The organism is Mycolicibacterium moriokaense (genome assembly GCF_010726085.1).
Lineage (GTDB): Bacteria > Actinomycetota > Actinomycetes > Mycobacteriales > Mycobacteriaceae > Mycobacterium > Mycobacterium moriokaense.
The window spans coordinates 5,997,919-6,012,447 of record NZ_AP022560.1 but is presented as its reverse complement, the minus strand read 5'-3'; the positions used below and the strand labels follow the sequence as shown (position 1 = coordinate 6,012,447).

Sequence of the window (14,529 nt, the reverse complement as noted above, 5' to 3'; positions counted from 1 at the left end):
CGTCAGAGATCGCGCACCGCTTCGATCCGCGCGCGCAGCTGGTCGCTGGTCGCCGCCGCGATCGGCGGGCCCCCGCAGATCCTGCGCAGCTCGTTGTGGATCCACCCGTGTGGTTTACCCGTGCGGTGATGGGCGATCGACACCAGCGCGTTGAGTTCGCGGCGGAGTTCGCGCAGCTGTCCATGTGTCGACGGCCGGGGCACCTCGCCGGAGGCAGTGCGCTTGGTGAGCTGCTCCTCCTGCCTTCGCCGCAACAGGTCGCGCATCTGCTCCGCATCGAGCAAACCCGGGATGCCGAGATAGTCGGCCTCCTCCTCGCTGCCGGCGGGTGTCGCCGTGCCGAACGAGGAGCCGTCGAAGATCACCTGATCCAGCTCCGCGTCGGCGCCCAGATACTCGACGCTGTTGTCCAGTTCGCTGGGCTCACTCTGGCGACGCTCGACGTACTCCTCGTCGCCCTCGGTCTCCCGGTGCGGCTTGCCGAGCACGTGATTGCGCTGCGCCTCCATCTCGCTGGCGAGAAGCAGCAGATTGGGCACCGACGGCAGGAAGATGCTCGCGGTCTCGCCGGGCCTGCGCGACCGGACGAAGCGTCCGATCGCCTGGGCGAAGAACAGCGGGGTGGAGGCGCTGGTGGCGTACACGCCGACGGCCAGGCGGGGGACGTCGACGCCTTCGGACACCATCCGCACCGCGACGAGCCAGCTGCTGGTGCCCGCGGAGAACTGGCTGATGCGGTCCGACGAGCCGGGATCGTCGGACAGCACGACGGTCGGGGCCTCGCCGGTGATCTTGGTAAGGAGTTCGGCGTACGCGCGGGCGGCGGTCTGGTCGGACGCGATGACCATGCCGCCGGCGTCGGGCACATGCTGGCGCAACTGCCGCAGCCGGGTGTCGGCGGCGGCGATGACGGCGGGCATCCATTCGCCGGCGGGGTTCAGCGCGGTGCGCCAGGCGCGTGCGGTCTGCTCCGCGCTCAGCGGCTCACCGAGGCGGGCCGCGTGTTCCTCGCCCGCGCTGTCACGCCAGCGCGCCTCCCCGGAATAGGCGAGGAACACCACCGGGCGGACGACACCGTCGGCCAGGGCCTCCGCGTAGCCGTACGTGTGGTCGGCCTGCGAGCGCAGCAGCCCGTCGGCGCCGCGTTCGTACCGGACGAACGGGATCGCGCTGTCGTCGCTGCGAAAGGGGGTGCCCGTCAGTGCGAGCCTGCGGGTGGCGTCGCTGAACGCCTCCAGCATGGCCTCGCCCCAGCTCTTGGCGTCGCCGCCGTGGTGGATCTCGTCGAACACGACGAGCGTGCGGTGGTTCTCGGTGCGCACCCGATGTCGCGTCGGGTGACTGGCGACCTGAGCGTAGGTGACGACGACACCGTGGTACTCCGACGAGGTCTGCGCCGACGAGTTGGAGAACTTCGGGTCGAGCGCGATGCCGATCTTCGACGCCGCGAGTGCCCACTGGATCTTGAGGTGTTCGGTGGGTACGACGACGGTGATCCGCTCGACCACATTGGTGGACAACAGCTCTGCGGCGACCCGGAGGGCAAACGTTGTCTTACCCGAACCGGGGGTCGCGACCGCCAAGAAATCGCGCGGCGCAGCGGTAAGGTACCGCACCAATGCCCGACGCTGCCAGCCCCGCAAAGCCTGGGTGTCGGGCGCTGAACTAGCCCGCACCCAAAGCTCCTTGATCTGATCGGAACGCGATCGGAGCGAGCCTAGCGCAACGGATTACGACTGCGCACGTTTCGGCGTGTCGGGCCTAGCGTGTCTCTAGACCCAATGGTTGTCGTTCTTGATGAACCACTCTGAGCGTTCCTCGTCGGACAGCTCGGCGAGTTGGGCGAAGCCCTCGAAGTAGGCCTCTCGCGGCGCGCCGGGAGCAAACAACATCAGGATCGAGACGGGCGCGTCGGCGTCGTTGCGGAAACCGTGGATACCCCCGGGCGGCACGTAGAGGAAGTCGTTGGGATGCCCGTCGATCCAGTTGTTGCCATCGTAGAGCCTCAGTGTTCCCGAGAGCACGAAGAAGGCTTCGGACATGGTGCGGTGAAAGTGCGGTCCTGGTCCGCCCCCGTTGGGGGCGATGTCGACGCGGTACAGGCCGTAATCCCCGTCCGTCGCTTGCTGATTCGCCAGATAGTGGTATTTGACGAGAGCGAACGACTCGTAGTCCGGAGGGTCAGTGCCTGGCCGCAGCAACGCACTGACCTCGGGCTCGTCGGCGGTGTAGCGGGCCGGCGGATACGGAGGGACGTTTCGGGGATCCCAGAGCGACATCACTTGCCAGCCTGCCACATTCGGCCGATCAGCCGACCGGATACACGACCTTCGTGAGTTCCTCGGAAACCGTCCACAGCTGTTGCTGTGCGTCGGGGTCGTGCGAGGCCGCGCCGGACGCCACCACTCTCGCGGCTGCGGTCCCGTATCCCAGGCCGGTGTTGGCGCCGGTGACGACGGCGGTGCGGCCGGTCTGGTCGGGAATCTGAGCGGTTGTCCACTTGGACATGAGGACTTCTCGGTAAAGTGGTAAGCGGAGCGTACGCCCCGGTTGATGACGACTATACGGAACGCACGTCCCGCTTAGCCCATTCTCGGGGGGAGAAGTTGACCCAGACCGAACGACCACTACGTGCGGACGCGGCCCGCAACCGGGCCCGTGTGCTCGAGGTCGCCTATGACACGTTCGCGGCGGAGGGCCTTTCGGTGCCGATCGACGAGATCGCGCGGCGGGCAGGCGTCGGTGCCGGCACCGTGTACCGCCACTTCCCGACCAAAGAGGACCTTTTCCGCGCCGTCGTGGAGGACAGGATCCGCGGCGTCATCGCCGAGGGTCGGCGGCTGTTGGCCGAGGCCGAACCTGCGGACGCGCTGTTCGAGTTCCTCAGGGCGATGGTGCTGACGTGGGGTGCGACGGACCGGGGTCTGTCCGAAGCGCTCGCGGGTGTGCGCATTGACGTCGAGAAGGCGCTGCCCGAGGCGGAGGGCGAATTCTTCGCGATGCTGGGTGAGCTGCTTTCGGCCGCGAAGGACGCCGGGACGGTGCGCCGCGACGTTTCGGTACGCGACATCAAGGCGATCCTGGTCGGACTGCAGGCCATGCAGACTTATAACGACGAGGCCGCCGAGCGGCTCACCGACGTCGTCTTGGACGGGCTTCGCCCCCGGTGAACGATCTTGCACTCGCCATGGTTGAGTGCTAAAAATGCAGTTGGCACTCGCGACCGGTGAGTGCTAGGTCGGGACGGTGAGGCCGGGGCCGCACACGCGGAGCACATCCCTAGCCGTCCGTCGCGGGCACTGCACCCGGCCGACATACGTGCATCCCCGATCCGGAGGAAACACTTCGCAATGGCCAAGACAATTGCGTATGACGAAGAGGCCCGCCGTGGCCTCGAGCGGGGCCTGAACAGCCTCGCCGACGCCGTAAAGGTGACGTTGGGCCCCAAGGGTCGCAACGTCGTCCTCGAGAAGAAGTGGGGCGCTCCCACGATCACCAACGATGGTGTGTCCATCGCCAAGGAGATCGAGCTGGAGGACCCGTACGAGAAGATCGGCGCTGAGCTGGTCAAGGAGGTCGCCAAGAAGACCGACGATGTCGCGGGCGACGGCACCACCACCGCCACCGTCCTGGCTCAGGCGCTCGTTCGCGAGGGTCTGCGCAACGTCGCCGCGGGTGCCAACCCCCTCGGCCTGAAGCGCGGCATCGAGAAGGCCGTCGAGAAGGTCACCGAGACGCTGCTGAAGTCGGCCAAGGAGGTCGAGACCAAGGAGCAGATCGCTGCCACCGCCGCGATCTCCGCCGGTGACACCCAGATCGGCGAGCTGATCGCCGAGGCCATGGACAAGGTCGGCAACGAGGGCGTCATCACGGTCGAGGAGAGCAACACCTTCGGCCTGCAGCTCGAGCTCACCGAGGGTATGCGCTTCGACAAGGGCTACATCTCGGGTTACTTCGTGACCGACGCCGAGCGTCAGGAAGCGGTCCTCGAGGATCCGTACATCCTGCTCGTCAGCTCGAAGGTCTCGACGGTGAAGGACCTGCTTCCGTTGCTGGAGAAGGTCATTCAGTCGGGCAAGCCGCTGCTGATCATCGCCGAGGACGTCGAGGGCGAGGCCCTGTCGACCCTGGTGGTGAACAAGATCCGCGGCACCTTCAAGTCCGTCGCCGTCAAGGCTCCGGGCTTCGGCGACCGTCGCAAGGCCATGCTGCAGGACATCGCGATCCTGACCGGTGGCCAGGTCATCAGCGAGGAGGTCGGCCTCTCGCTCGAGACCGCTGACATCGCTCTGCTCGGCCAGGCCCGCAAGGTCGTCGTCACCAAGGACGAGACCACCATCGTCGAGGGTGCCGGCGACAGCGAGGCCATCGCAGGCCGCGTTGCCCAGATCCGCAGCGAGATCGAGAACAGCGACTCCGACTACGACCGCGAGAAGCTGCAGGAGCGCCTGGCCAAGCTGGCCGGCGGTGTTGCGGTGATCAAGGCCGGCGCTGCCACCGAGGTGGAGCTCAAGGAGCGCAAGCACCGCATCGAGGACGCCGTTCGCAACGCGAAGGCGGCCGTCGAGGAGGGCATCGTCGCCGGTGGCGGCGTCGCGCTGCTGCAGTCTGCTCCGGCGCTGGAGGAGCTGAAGCTCTCGGGTGACGAGGCGACCGGTGCGAACATCGTGCGTGTGGCGCTGGAGGCTCCGCTGAAGCAGATCGCCTTCAACTCGGGTCTCGAGCCCGGCGTCGTCGCCGAGAAGGTTCGCAACTCCGCTGCGGGCACCGGCCTCAACGCCGCGACCGGCGAGTACGAGGACCTGCTCAAGGCGGGCGTCGCCGACCCGGTCAAGGTGACGCGTTCGGCGCTGCAGAACGCGGCGTCCATCGCGGCGCTGTTCCTGACCACGGAGGCCGTTGTCGCCGACAAGCCGGAGAAGGCGGCCGCACCTGCGGGCGACCCGACCGGTGGCATGGGCGGCATGGACTTCTAAGTCTGTCCAATCGGAAAAGCCCGGTTCCCCATTGGGGGCCGGGCTTTTTCGTGCGCGTCCTGTCGCAATGTCACGCTGAGAGCGCCGTCGCGCGCATATATGCATGGAAACGCTCTCACACTGACGTTGTGGGCGGCCTTTGATGTTCTCTCCGTCGAATCACCGATCGAATGTCCTCGATCACAACGGCCCAGCAGTCCACAACATCTTCATAGGTCAGCCGAATCACCAGATACCCCAGACCGGTCGCGACTCTGTCCCGCGTCCGATCCACTTGGTACTTCGCCAAATGGTGTTCACGGCTGTCGGCCTCGATGATGAGGCGGGTGCCCACGAGAAAGTCGACGCGGCCGACCCCCGGGATCATCACTTGACTCCGCAGCTGTATTCCCTCAGCCCGTAGTCGCAATCTGATCATCGATTCGGTACCCGACTCGCTGCTGGCGTCGCATCGCTCGGCGAGGTTCAGGCGTGCATAACGCGACGCCGCCACAATCGATTTCGCATCGGCCATGTCGATCATCCGCTTGTTCAGCATTGAGTCCAGCACCACGACCAGCCCCTCCGCCCCAAGGCAATTGGCTGCGCACGCAACGGCGACTTCCATCGCGTCGACCGCCCCGACAACGGGTGGATCCAGCAGGCGATACGGATGGCACGAGCGAACTCCTCGACGTGACCGGCGCGCCCGTGCCGAGTAACGGATGTGCAGTCGGGAATCGGGAACCCAGACGCGGCTGAGGCGCAGAGCGGAGGCGCAACTCAATACACCTCCCGCGGTAACGGCTCGAACGACCTGAGGGTGGGCGGACGGAGTGGCGTACCAACCCCGCCGTACCGCTCGCCAACCCTGCGAAGGCAGCTTTCTGATTTGCGAATGCGTCCAACCTGCCGTGCGCAACTGACCCGCAGACACGACTCCGCCATGTGCTGCGAGGATGCGTTCGATTTCCGCCACGGCTTTATCGCATCCCACAATTGCGGTGGTCGAAAGGGGCCGATCCCAGGCTGTGGATAAGTCGGCGGGCTACTGCTTCAACGGCAGGCAGTCGTGCAGGCCATCGGGGCTCGTCGCCGCGGAGTCGGACGTGGCTCTGCGGTGCAGAATCGCTTTCGTGGGTGTGACGGTTATGCCGCCATCGGCCACCTCGGCGCGACCGTCGACGATCAGTGTGTAGCCGCCGGGCTGCGCGGGTGGCCAGATGACGGTCACATTGGGACGCTCGCCCGCGTTGCGGCGCGTTCCCGAACCCATCTGGCCGACGTCGAACACGCCCTCGGCGAGCACCGGCTCGACGGCCACGGTGTGCGCGCGGTAATCGTCGCCGACGGTGATCAGGTAACCGAACGAGAAGTCCGCCAGCGCGTCGGCGAGTTTGTCCAGATCCACCTTGACGCTCATAAGCGACAGGATACGAGCCGCGGGGAAGAATTCCATCGCATCGCAGCGTTGAGCGAAAACACGACGTCAATGAGGGCGATCGGATCATGGCCCACCGACTCCATCGACGACCCACAGTCGATGCAGGACATCACGGTCGACCTGCCCGAGCTACGTTCCCGCGATGTGTTGGTTCGCGTCCACGCGGTATCGGTAAACCACCCCAGAACGCGGCCTGCCCACCCCACTCGTATTCGCATCGCAGGAGCGCACAGATCCGCAGGATGGCAATCGTGCGCACCCCGGGGCGGCAAAAGCGCATCGACGTAAAGGGATTCGCCGAGCTTGCGCAGCCGCGAAGCCAGATTGGGATGCCGCTGAAGACAGCGAACCAGCAGCAGCGGTTCATACGTGCGGTCGGGATGGCCCCAGCTGTTGATGCCCGCGGCATCCTCGTCGCTCCACGGCGGAGCGACAGGAGACTCTGCTCATCCGTCGGCGGGCGCGGGCTGACGACCCCGGATCAGCTTGCCGGGACGCGCGGCGGTGGGCTGTCCGCTCTCCGCGATGACCTCTCCCGACACCATCGTCATCACATAGCCGTCGGCGGTCTGGTCCAGGCGACGTCCGCCCGCGGGCAGATCGGTCTTGACGACCGGCCGGTGCAGGTGCAGCGCATCGGCGTCGATGACGTTCACGTCGGCCTTGTACCCGACGGCGAGGCGACCCCGGTCGTGCAGACCGGCGATCCGGGCGGGCACCGACGTGAGTTCCTTGATCACCTGCTTCAGCGGCAGCCGCCCGGACTTGCGATCGCGGACCCAGTGCGTCAGTAGGTACGTGGGATAGCTTGCGTCACATATCATTCCGTAGTGCGCACCGCCGTCCCCGAGGCCGAGTATCACGTCGTCGCGCTGGATCAGATCAGCGACGGTGTCCAACGAGCCGTCGCGGAAGTTGGCCAGTGTGACCAGTAGCATCGCGTGCCCGTCGTCGTCGAGGAGACGGTCGTAGGCCTCCTCCAACGGGTTCACCCCGCGCGCCCGGGCCCGGGCACCGATCGAATCCGACGGTGCCGGCTCGTAATTCGGCGGATCGCCGAGCGGGAACATGTAGTCCCACGCCTGGGCGGCGAACATCAGCGGATGTCCGTCGCTACTCGGATGGTCGTTCAGGATGCGTTCGCGCACTTGCGGATCCCGCATCCTGGCGACACGCTCGGCCAGCGGCAGGTCCGCGATCTCCTGATAGGACGGGTACATCACGAACGGGTTGCCCGACAGCTCGAGCCCGAGGATCAGGCCGATCGGCCGCGGGAAGATCTGGCCTGTGACATCGCCACCGTTCGCATTGGCCTTCTCCACCATCGTCAGCGCGTCGAGGTGGATCGGCGGGCCTGCGTTGCCGATCGCCATCGTGAACGTCACGGGCAGCCCGACTTCGCCCGCGACGTCGAACACCGCACCCAGGGATTCCTGGTAGTCGCTCGCCATCAGGTCGGGCACGAACTGCAGCAGCCCGCCGCCCGCGTCTTCGATGCCGCGCGCGATCGCCTCGATCTCGGCGTAGTCGACGTCATAACTCGGAATGGGTTGACCCTGAATGGTTTTGTGCAGTGTCAGGCGCGACGACGCGAAACCCAGCGCGCCGGCGCGTACCGCTTCTGCGGCGAGCTTGCGCATCAGCGAAAGGTCTTCGGCGGTGGCGGGTTCGCGGTCCACGCCGCGCTGCCCCATCACGTACACGCGCAGCGGGGAGTGCGGGAGAAAGGCGGCCACGTCGATGTCGCGACGGCGTGAATCCAACGCGTCCATGAACTCCGGGAAGGTCTCCCAGGTCCACGGCAACCCGTCGACCATCACGACGCCGGGGATGTCTTCGACACCGGCCATCACGTCGACGAGCACGTCGTGGTCCTCGGGGCGGCACGGGGCGAAGCCGACGCCGCAGTTGCCCATCACTGCGGTCGTCACGCCGTGCGCCGACGACGGGTTCATCCGGTCGCTCCAGATGGCCTGCCCGTCGTAGTGGGTGTGCAGGTCGACGAAGCCGGGCGTGACGAGCAGGCCCGTCGCATCGATCTCCCGCTCGCCCGTACCGTCGACGGTGCCGACGGCCGCGATCACCCCGTTGGAGACGGCGACGTCACCGACGTATGGTTCGCCGCCCAAACCGTCGACGATGGTGCCGTTGCGAATGACCAAATCGAATGTCATATATCGAATCTACGATGTCCGAGTGATCGACCACTTCGGAATCAACTGTGCAAACTGGGATGAATCCAAAGCCTTCTACGACAAGGTGCTCGGGGTGCTCGGATATACCCGCCAAATGGACTTCGAGGTGGCTATCGGCTACGGCAAAGAGGGCAAACCCGATTTCTGGATCGCCGATATGAACGCGGGCGACGCGGCTGGGCCGAACCGTGAGGTGCACTTCGCGTTCCAGGCCGCCGACACCGCCGCTGTCCAGGCGTTCTACGACGCCGCAATCGAGGCGGGGGCCGAGTCCCTGCACCCGCCACGGCTGTGGCCGGAATATCACCCCGGCTACTACGGCGCATTCGTGCGCGACCCGGACGGCAACAACGTCGAGGCGGTTTTCCACGGCGCGGCCCCCGAGAGCTGAACTGGGTACGGTCGGGGAATGGCTACCTCTGATGCGGCGGCGGTCCGCGCACTGCTCCGGGATTGCTTCACCAGGCTGATCGAGCACGTGGAGGACCTGACCGACGGGTTGACAGACGAGGTCGCGTTCTTCCGGCCGACCGCGAATGCCAACAGCATCTCGTGGCTGATCTGGCACAGCGCCCGTCAACACGACCTTCAACTGGCCCACATCGCAGGCACCGAGCAGGTCTGGTTCACCGACGGCTGGGTCGACCGGTTCGGCCTCGACCTGCCGCGCCACGCCATGGGTTACGGCGACGGGCCCGACGAGGTCGCCCGCGTGCGCGCCTCGGCGGATCTGCTCGCCGGCTACTACCACGCCGTGCACAAGGTGACGCTCGAGTACATCGCCTCGGTCACACCCGAGGAGCTCGACCGCGTCGTCGACGACAGCTGGGACCCGCCGGTCACGGCGGGTGTGCGGCTGGTGAGCATCTTCGATGACAGCGCACAGCATTTGGGCCAGGCGGCCTACATACGCGGCATCGCGTGAAACCCGGTCAGTGGTGGCCGCCGATCGGGGTGGCGGCGATGATCCTGCTCGGGTTGGTCGTGGGTCACGGGGCCACGCCGCTTGACGACTGGTTCCTGCACTTCCGCCACACGCCCGTCCGGTGGCTCGCCTACTTCGCTTACCCCCTGTCGCTTCTCGTGATCGGGTGCATCGTGGTCGGCGTCGCCGCCTATCGGCGGTGGTGGCGGTTCGCGGCGGCCGGGATCGTGCTTCCGCCGTCCGCCTATCTGCTCGTGCAGCTGATCAAGCCGTTCTTCGGACGCACCAAGGGCGGCGGCCTCGCATATCCCAGCGGGCACATCACGATGACGACGGTCGTCATCGGACTCGTCGTCATCGTGGCGGGCGGCGCGCTGTGGAGCGTGCTCGTCGCGGCCGCCTACATCGCGCTGGCCATGGTCGGGGTGGGTTCCACATTTCACTACTTCACCGACACCATCGGCGGGCTGCTGCTCGGGTCGTCGGTCGTGTGCATTGCGGCTTACGCCGCCCGCCGCGACTTGACACCTGTCAACCCCAGTGCGATCTAGATCACATTCGGTGGCTAACATAAGGCCATGACCGCAACACCGGATGTCGAGCTGCCCGACGCCAGGACCGTTCACAACCCCGCGACCGGCGACGTGGCCGGCACCGTGCGATGGACCGACCCCGCCGACATTCCGCGCATCGCCGCGGGACTGCGCACGGCGCAGGCTCAGTGGGAGTCCCGCGGCGCCGCCGGCCGCGCCAAGGTGCTGGCCCGCTTCGCGGTGTGGATGGGTGAGCACCGCGACGAGATCGAAGAGCTGCTGATCAAGGAGACCGGCAAGTCGGCGACCGACGCCGTGCAGGAAGTGCCGATGCTCATCATGATCGCCTCCTACTACATCAAGACGATGGAAAAGGCCCTGGCACCCGAAACCCGGCCTGCCGCACTGCCTTTCATGGCGGTCAAGAAGGTCGAGGTGAACTATCGGCCGCGACCGGTCGTGGGCATCATCGCGCCGTGGAACTTCCCGGTCGCCAACGCGATGATGGACGCGCTCGGCGCGCTGGCCGCCGGCTGTGCGGTGTTGCTCAAACCGTCCGAGCGCACACCGCTGACGGCCGAGCTGCTGCTGCGCGGCTGGCATGACTCCGGGGGGCCTGAGGTGTTGGCCCTCGCGCAGGGGGCGCGCGAGGTCTCCGAGGCGATCATCGACAACTCCGACTTCATCCACTTCACCGGCTCCAGCCGAACCGGCGCCAAGGTGATGGAGCGGGCCGCGCGCCGGCTCACGCCGGTCAGCCTCGAACTCGGCGGCAAGGATCCAATGATCGTGTTGGAGGACGCTGACGTCGAACTCGCCGCGCAGGCCGCGGTGTGGGGCGGCATGTTCAACGCCGGCCAGATGTGTGTCTCCGTGGAGCGGGTGTACGTCCTCGAGCCCATCTATGACCAGTTCGTGGCCGCGGTGGTCGCCGCCGTCGAGAAGCTCAAGGTCGGTGCGGGCGAGGGCAGCCACTTCGGATCGATGATCGACCAGACCCAGGTCGAGGTGACCGACCGGCACGTGCGCGAGGCGCTGGCCGCCGGCGCCCGGGCGCTGACCGGCGGCGAGCGCGGCGAGGGCAATTTCTACCCGCCGACGGTGCTCGTCGACGTCAACCACTCGATGAGCTGCATGACCGAGGAGACCTTCGGTCCGACGCTACCGATCATGAAGGTCTCGTCGGTCGCCGAAGCGGTCCGCCTGGCCAACGACAGCCCGTACGGGTTGAGCGCATCGGTGTTCTCCCGCGACGTGAAACGCGCGAAAGACGTTGCGCTGCAGCTGGATGCCGGCGCAGTCAACATCAACGACGTGGTGGCGAACCTGATGTGCATCACGGCGCCGATGGGTGGCTGGAAGGAGTCGGGCATCGGTGCCCGCTTTGGTGGCGCCGACGGCATGCGCAAGTACTGCAGGCAGGAGACGGTGGTCACGCCGCGGACGAACGTCGGCGCCGGCGGCAACTATTACAACAACTCCCTTAAGTCGCTGAAGCGGACGACCAACATGATGACCAAGCTGGCGCTGCTGCGTCCGCGGCGGGTCGCCAAGTAGTCCGCCTCCCGTTCACCGTTCACGCTGCACGCGTGAACGCCACTTCACGTGCGTTGAGTAAGTTCGACTCGTGGGGGACGAGCCGCAGCGGCGGCGACACCCGGTCTGGCTGAGGAGGACGTGTGCGGTTCGTCGCGACCTTGTTCCTGTGGCTTGTCACGACCGTTCTGCTCGCGGTCGCGGTCCCGACGATGTGGGCGCAACGGAATGTGGTCAGCGAGGACGGGTACGCCGCACTGGCGGCCGCCGCGGCCCACGATCCGAAACTGCAGCGGGCGATGGCCACCGAGTTGACGACGCAGATCATCGCCTTCGCCGCGAAGAACGGGTACGGCACGCTCAACCGCGACCTGGTGTCCGGCGTGGTCACCTCCTATACGCAAAACGACGGATTCCCCGGCCAGTTCGCGCAGGCCAATCGCATCGCCCATCGCTGGATGTTCACGAACTCGGTTCAGCCCGAGGACGGCTCGGGGGACCGCTGGCTGGTCGACATCGCGCCGATGCTCAACGATCCCTCGATCAAGCAGACCCTCGGCGATCTCGACCTGGATGTTCCGCAGACGCTGACGGTGCCGCTCACGGTGCCCGAGTCCTCGGCGTTGCGGCCCGGTCAGTTGCGGGCCGTGTCCACGTGGGGGCCGTGGATCAGTGTCGGGTCGACCATACTCGCGGGCGTTTCGGCGCTGCTCACGCTGGCATCGGCCCGCTCACGTGGTAGAGCCCTTGCGGCGCTGGGTGTTTCGGCACTGCTCGTAGGAGCCGGCGGATGGGCGGCACTGGAGGTGTCGCGGCGCTACGTCGACGCCGCCCTGAACCAGACCGTGGGTGATATCCGATCCGTCGCCGAGGTGATGGTCGCCCAGGCCGAGGCGAGCATGCACCAGTGGCTGAACCTCACGCTGGCCGCGGGCGGTGTGCTGGTGGTGTTCGGCGTTGCCGTGTCGCTGCTCGGTGGTCTGCGCCGGCGGGAGTAGGCCCAGGTACCGTTCTGCCATGCCATTCGTCTCGGACTTCGTGGGCCCGCAGCGGCCCGTCCAGACGCCGGTGGGACTGGCCATCGGTACGCTCCGTCGCACCAGCACCATCGACACCCATCCCGCGGGACCGGGCGACTCCGATGTCGACCTGCGGGCGCGCGATGTGGTGGCCGGACAGGACGGCGTCGACGTCCTCGGCGAGATCCGGGTGCGTGCGCACCTGTCCGAGCGCGTGATCGACGACATCGATTGCACGCCGCACGACGATCGGCTGGCGGCGCTGCGCGGGAGTCGGGTCGGCCCGGGGTTCCGCTCGTCGATGAACACCTTGCTGCCGGGGGAGGCCCAGCGCGCCAGCCTGCTGCATCTGCTGCTCGACGACTGGGTCGGGGCGGCCCTGGTGTCCGGCTACTCGACGCAGCATCAGGCGATCATTCTGGGAACCGAGGAGAAGTTGCCTGAGGGAACCGTCGACCGGATAGCGGGTATCTGCGCCGGGTTCGCCCCAGAGGCGTCGCTCGTCGGGTACGCGCGTCGCGTCGGCATCATTCCGTCGGTGCACGGGCCGACGGCGCCACCTCTCGACGGGCGGCATCCCGTCGAACCGCTGCGCGCGCACGGGATGCGGCGATACCGACGGCTGGATCTGCATCCGGTCGACGTGTCGTCTGCGACGGTGGGTTTCGACGCGCATTTCCGCGATTCACACGTCGACGGTGAGGGTGTGGAAACGATCGTGCACGAGTACACCGTCGAGGGCACGGTGGACACGTCGACGCGCACCATCGCCTCGGTCACCGCCCACGTGCGCGTGCTGCCGTGGCAGGAGTGCCCCGGTGCGATCGGCAGCGCCGCCCGGGTGCAGGGCGTGACGCTGTCAGAACTGCGCGAGCGAATCCGTAGCGAGTTCGTCGGCACCAGCACGTGCACGCACCTCAACGACACACTGCGCGCAATCGCCGATCTCGATGCGCTGCTGGATCTGCGCGTTAGGGCTCGATGATGTGGTTCGGGTCGGGTCGCCGCTCCGGCGGTGCCTGGCTGTAATCGCCCCACGGGCCGTCTCGCTGTTCGATTGCCGTCCGAACCCCTTGGGACGCAGCGGTTTCGATCCATTCGAGCGCATCGGGGGTGTTGCGCATCAAGCCGTCGAGGATGGAGCCGAGCGTCTGGGTCGAGGCCAGGCCCATGTTCTCGTAGGTCTGGTTGACGATCAGCTTCTGAGCCTGCAACTGCGACAACGGGATTCGGGCAAGCTTGTGCGCGATCTCCTTGACCCGCGCCTCGAGATTCTCGAACGGCACCGACTCATTGATGAGTTCGACTGCGGCGGCTTCCTTTCCGGTCAGCGGCTCCCCGGTCAGTGAATGCCACTTCGCCTTCGCCAAGCTGAGCCGGTAGATCCACATACCGGTCAGGTAGGCGCCCCACATGCGGGCGTACGGGGTGCCGATGACGGCGTCGTCGCTGGCGATGATGATGTCGGCACACAACGCGTAGTCACTGGCGCCGCCCACACACCAGCCGTGCACCTGCGCGATGACGGGTTTCGACGCCCGCCAGATCGCCATGAACTTCTGGTTGGGGCTCGTTTCGCGCGTCGTCGTCATCACGAAGTCCTTGCCCGGGTCCCAGCGACCGTCGGTGTTCATCGCGTCGCCCCAGTGCGTGAAGCCGCCGCCGAAGTCGTAGCCACCGGAGAACGCGCGCCCGGCGCCGCGCAGCACGATCACCTTGATCTCGGGGTCGCGTTCGGCGAGGCCGATCGCCTTCTCGATCTCGTCGGGCATCGGCGGAACGATCGTGTTGAGGTGCTCGGGCCGGTTCAGGGTGATGGTTGCGATCGGGGGCTCGGGCTTGTAGAGCAGCGTTTCGAACGTCGTCGTCGGCATAGCAGCAGTCTGGCAGAGGCCGTGGCTGGTAAGCCTTCAGTGGCCAGC

General features: G+C 66.7%; 14 protein-coding genes and 2 pseudogenes. 8 read left to right on the top strand and 8 right to left on the bottom strand.

All coding sequences use genetic code 11. From position 1 onward, the window contains the following. Window positions 1-2: 2 nt before the first annotated feature. The 3 genes and pseudogenes from G6N43_RS29335 to G6N43_RS31160 all read right to left on the bottom strand — a co-directional run. Window positions 3-1,676 carry a DEAD/DEAH box helicase gene (locus G6N43_RS29335; protein ID WP_083156395.1) on the bottom strand — a complete coding sequence of 558 codons (1,674 nt, stop codon included), beginning with the start codon at window positions 1,674-1,676 and terminating at the stop codon, window positions 3-5. A gap of 96 nt (window positions 1,677-1,772) precedes the next feature. Further along, window positions 1,773-2,279, bottom strand: a complete 507-nt coding sequence (locus tag G6N43_RS29330) for a cupin domain-containing protein (RefSeq protein WP_083156397.1) — start codon at window positions 2,277-2,279, stop codon at window positions 1,773-1,775. A 109-nt stretch (window positions 2,280-2,388) separates the two neighbouring features. After that, window positions 2,389-2,628: pseudogene (locus tag G6N43_RS31160) on the bottom strand (hypothetical protein); the annotation flags it as partial. Here G6N43_RS31160 and G6N43_RS29320 point away from each other — a divergent pair. Then, window positions 2,607-3,170 carry a TetR/AcrR family transcriptional regulator gene (locus G6N43_RS29320; RefSeq protein ID WP_083156400.1) on the top strand — a complete coding sequence of 188 codons (564 nt, stop codon included), beginning with the start codon at window positions 2,607-2,609 and terminating at the stop codon, window positions 3,168-3,170. The pseudogene G6N43_RS31160 and the gene G6N43_RS29320 overlap by 22 nt on opposite strands. A gap of 180 nt (window positions 3,171-3,350) precedes the next feature. Then, entirely contained in the window at window positions 3,351-4,976 is a 1,626-nt protein-coding gene (groL, locus tag G6N43_RS29315; protein WP_083156401.1) for a chaperonin GroEL, read from the top strand. A 115-nt stretch (window positions 4,977-5,091) separates the two neighbouring features. On the opposite strand, the gene G6N43_RS30975 is transcribed toward groL, so the two are convergent. From G6N43_RS30975 to G6N43_RS29295, 4 genes and pseudogenes are all read right to left on the bottom strand, one after another. Beyond that, the gene (locus tag G6N43_RS30975; RefSeq protein WP_308206526.1) at window positions 5,092-5,529 is read right to left on the bottom strand and encodes an endonuclease domain-containing protein; all 438 of its coding nucleotides are present in this window, start codon (window positions 5,527-5,529) and stop codon (window positions 5,092-5,094) included. Between the two features lie 474 nt (window positions 5,530-6,003). Beyond that, a complete protein-coding gene (locus G6N43_RS29305) occupies window positions 6,004-6,378 on the bottom strand; it encodes a hypothetical protein (protein ID WP_083156495.1) in 375 nt (124 codons plus the stop codon). A gap of 199 nt (window positions 6,379-6,577) precedes the next feature. Beyond that, window positions 6,578-6,797, bottom strand: a pseudogene (locus G6N43_RS30970) (carboxymuconolactone decarboxylase family protein); the annotation flags it as partial. 48 nt (window positions 6,798-6,845) lie between these two features. Further along, window positions 6,846-8,573, bottom strand: a complete 1,728-nt coding sequence (locus G6N43_RS29295; RefSeq protein ID WP_083156405.1) for an N-acyl-D-amino-acid deacylase family protein — start codon at window positions 8,571-8,573, stop codon at window positions 6,846-6,848. 22 nt (window positions 8,574-8,595) lie between these two features. Between G6N43_RS29295 and G6N43_RS29290 the strand changes: the two genes are divergently transcribed. From G6N43_RS29290 to G6N43_RS29265, 6 genes are all read left to right on the top strand, one after another. Then, window positions 8,596-8,985 carry a VOC family protein gene (locus tag G6N43_RS29290; protein WP_083156406.1) on the top strand — a complete coding sequence of 130 codons (390 nt, stop codon included), beginning with the start codon at window positions 8,596-8,598 and terminating at the stop codon, window positions 8,983-8,985. Window positions 8,986-9,003: 18 nt separating this feature from the next. Beyond that, window positions 9,004-9,519, top strand: a complete 516-nt coding sequence (locus tag G6N43_RS29285) for a mycothiol transferase (protein WP_083156408.1) — start codon at window positions 9,004-9,006, stop codon at window positions 9,517-9,519. After that, complete coding sequence (locus G6N43_RS29280) at window positions 9,516-10,070, top strand: phosphatase PAP2 family protein (RefSeq protein ID WP_234810234.1); 555 nt, start codon at window positions 9,516-9,518, stop codon at window positions 10,068-10,070. The genes G6N43_RS29285 and G6N43_RS29280 overlap by 4 nt, the downstream gene beginning before the upstream one ends. A 27-nt stretch (window positions 10,071-10,097) precedes the next feature. Next, window positions 10,098-11,609, top strand: coding sequence for an aldehyde dehydrogenase family protein (locus tag G6N43_RS29275; protein ID WP_083156409.1), 1,512 nt, complete (start codon window positions 10,098-10,100; stop codon window positions 11,607-11,609). 122 nt (window positions 11,610-11,731) lie between these two features. Further along, window positions 11,732-12,586: a hypothetical protein gene (locus tag G6N43_RS29270; protein WP_083156411.1), complete on the top strand. Its 855-nt coding sequence runs from the start codon at window positions 11,732-11,734 to the stop codon at window positions 12,584-12,586. A gap of 19 nt (window positions 12,587-12,605) precedes the next feature. Next, on the top strand, window positions 12,606-13,592 hold the full coding sequence (locus G6N43_RS29265; protein WP_083156412.1) for a DUF2889 domain-containing protein: 987 nt from the start codon (window positions 12,606-12,608) through the stop codon (window positions 13,590-13,592). Here the strand turns inward: G6N43_RS29265 and G6N43_RS29260 are convergent. Further along, complete coding sequence (locus G6N43_RS29260; protein WP_083156414.1) at window positions 13,579-14,481, bottom strand: crotonase/enoyl-CoA hydratase family protein; 903 nt, start codon at window positions 14,479-14,481, stop codon at window positions 13,579-13,581. The genes G6N43_RS29265 and G6N43_RS29260 overlap by 14 nt on opposite strands. Window positions 14,482-14,529: the final 48 nt, after the last annotated feature.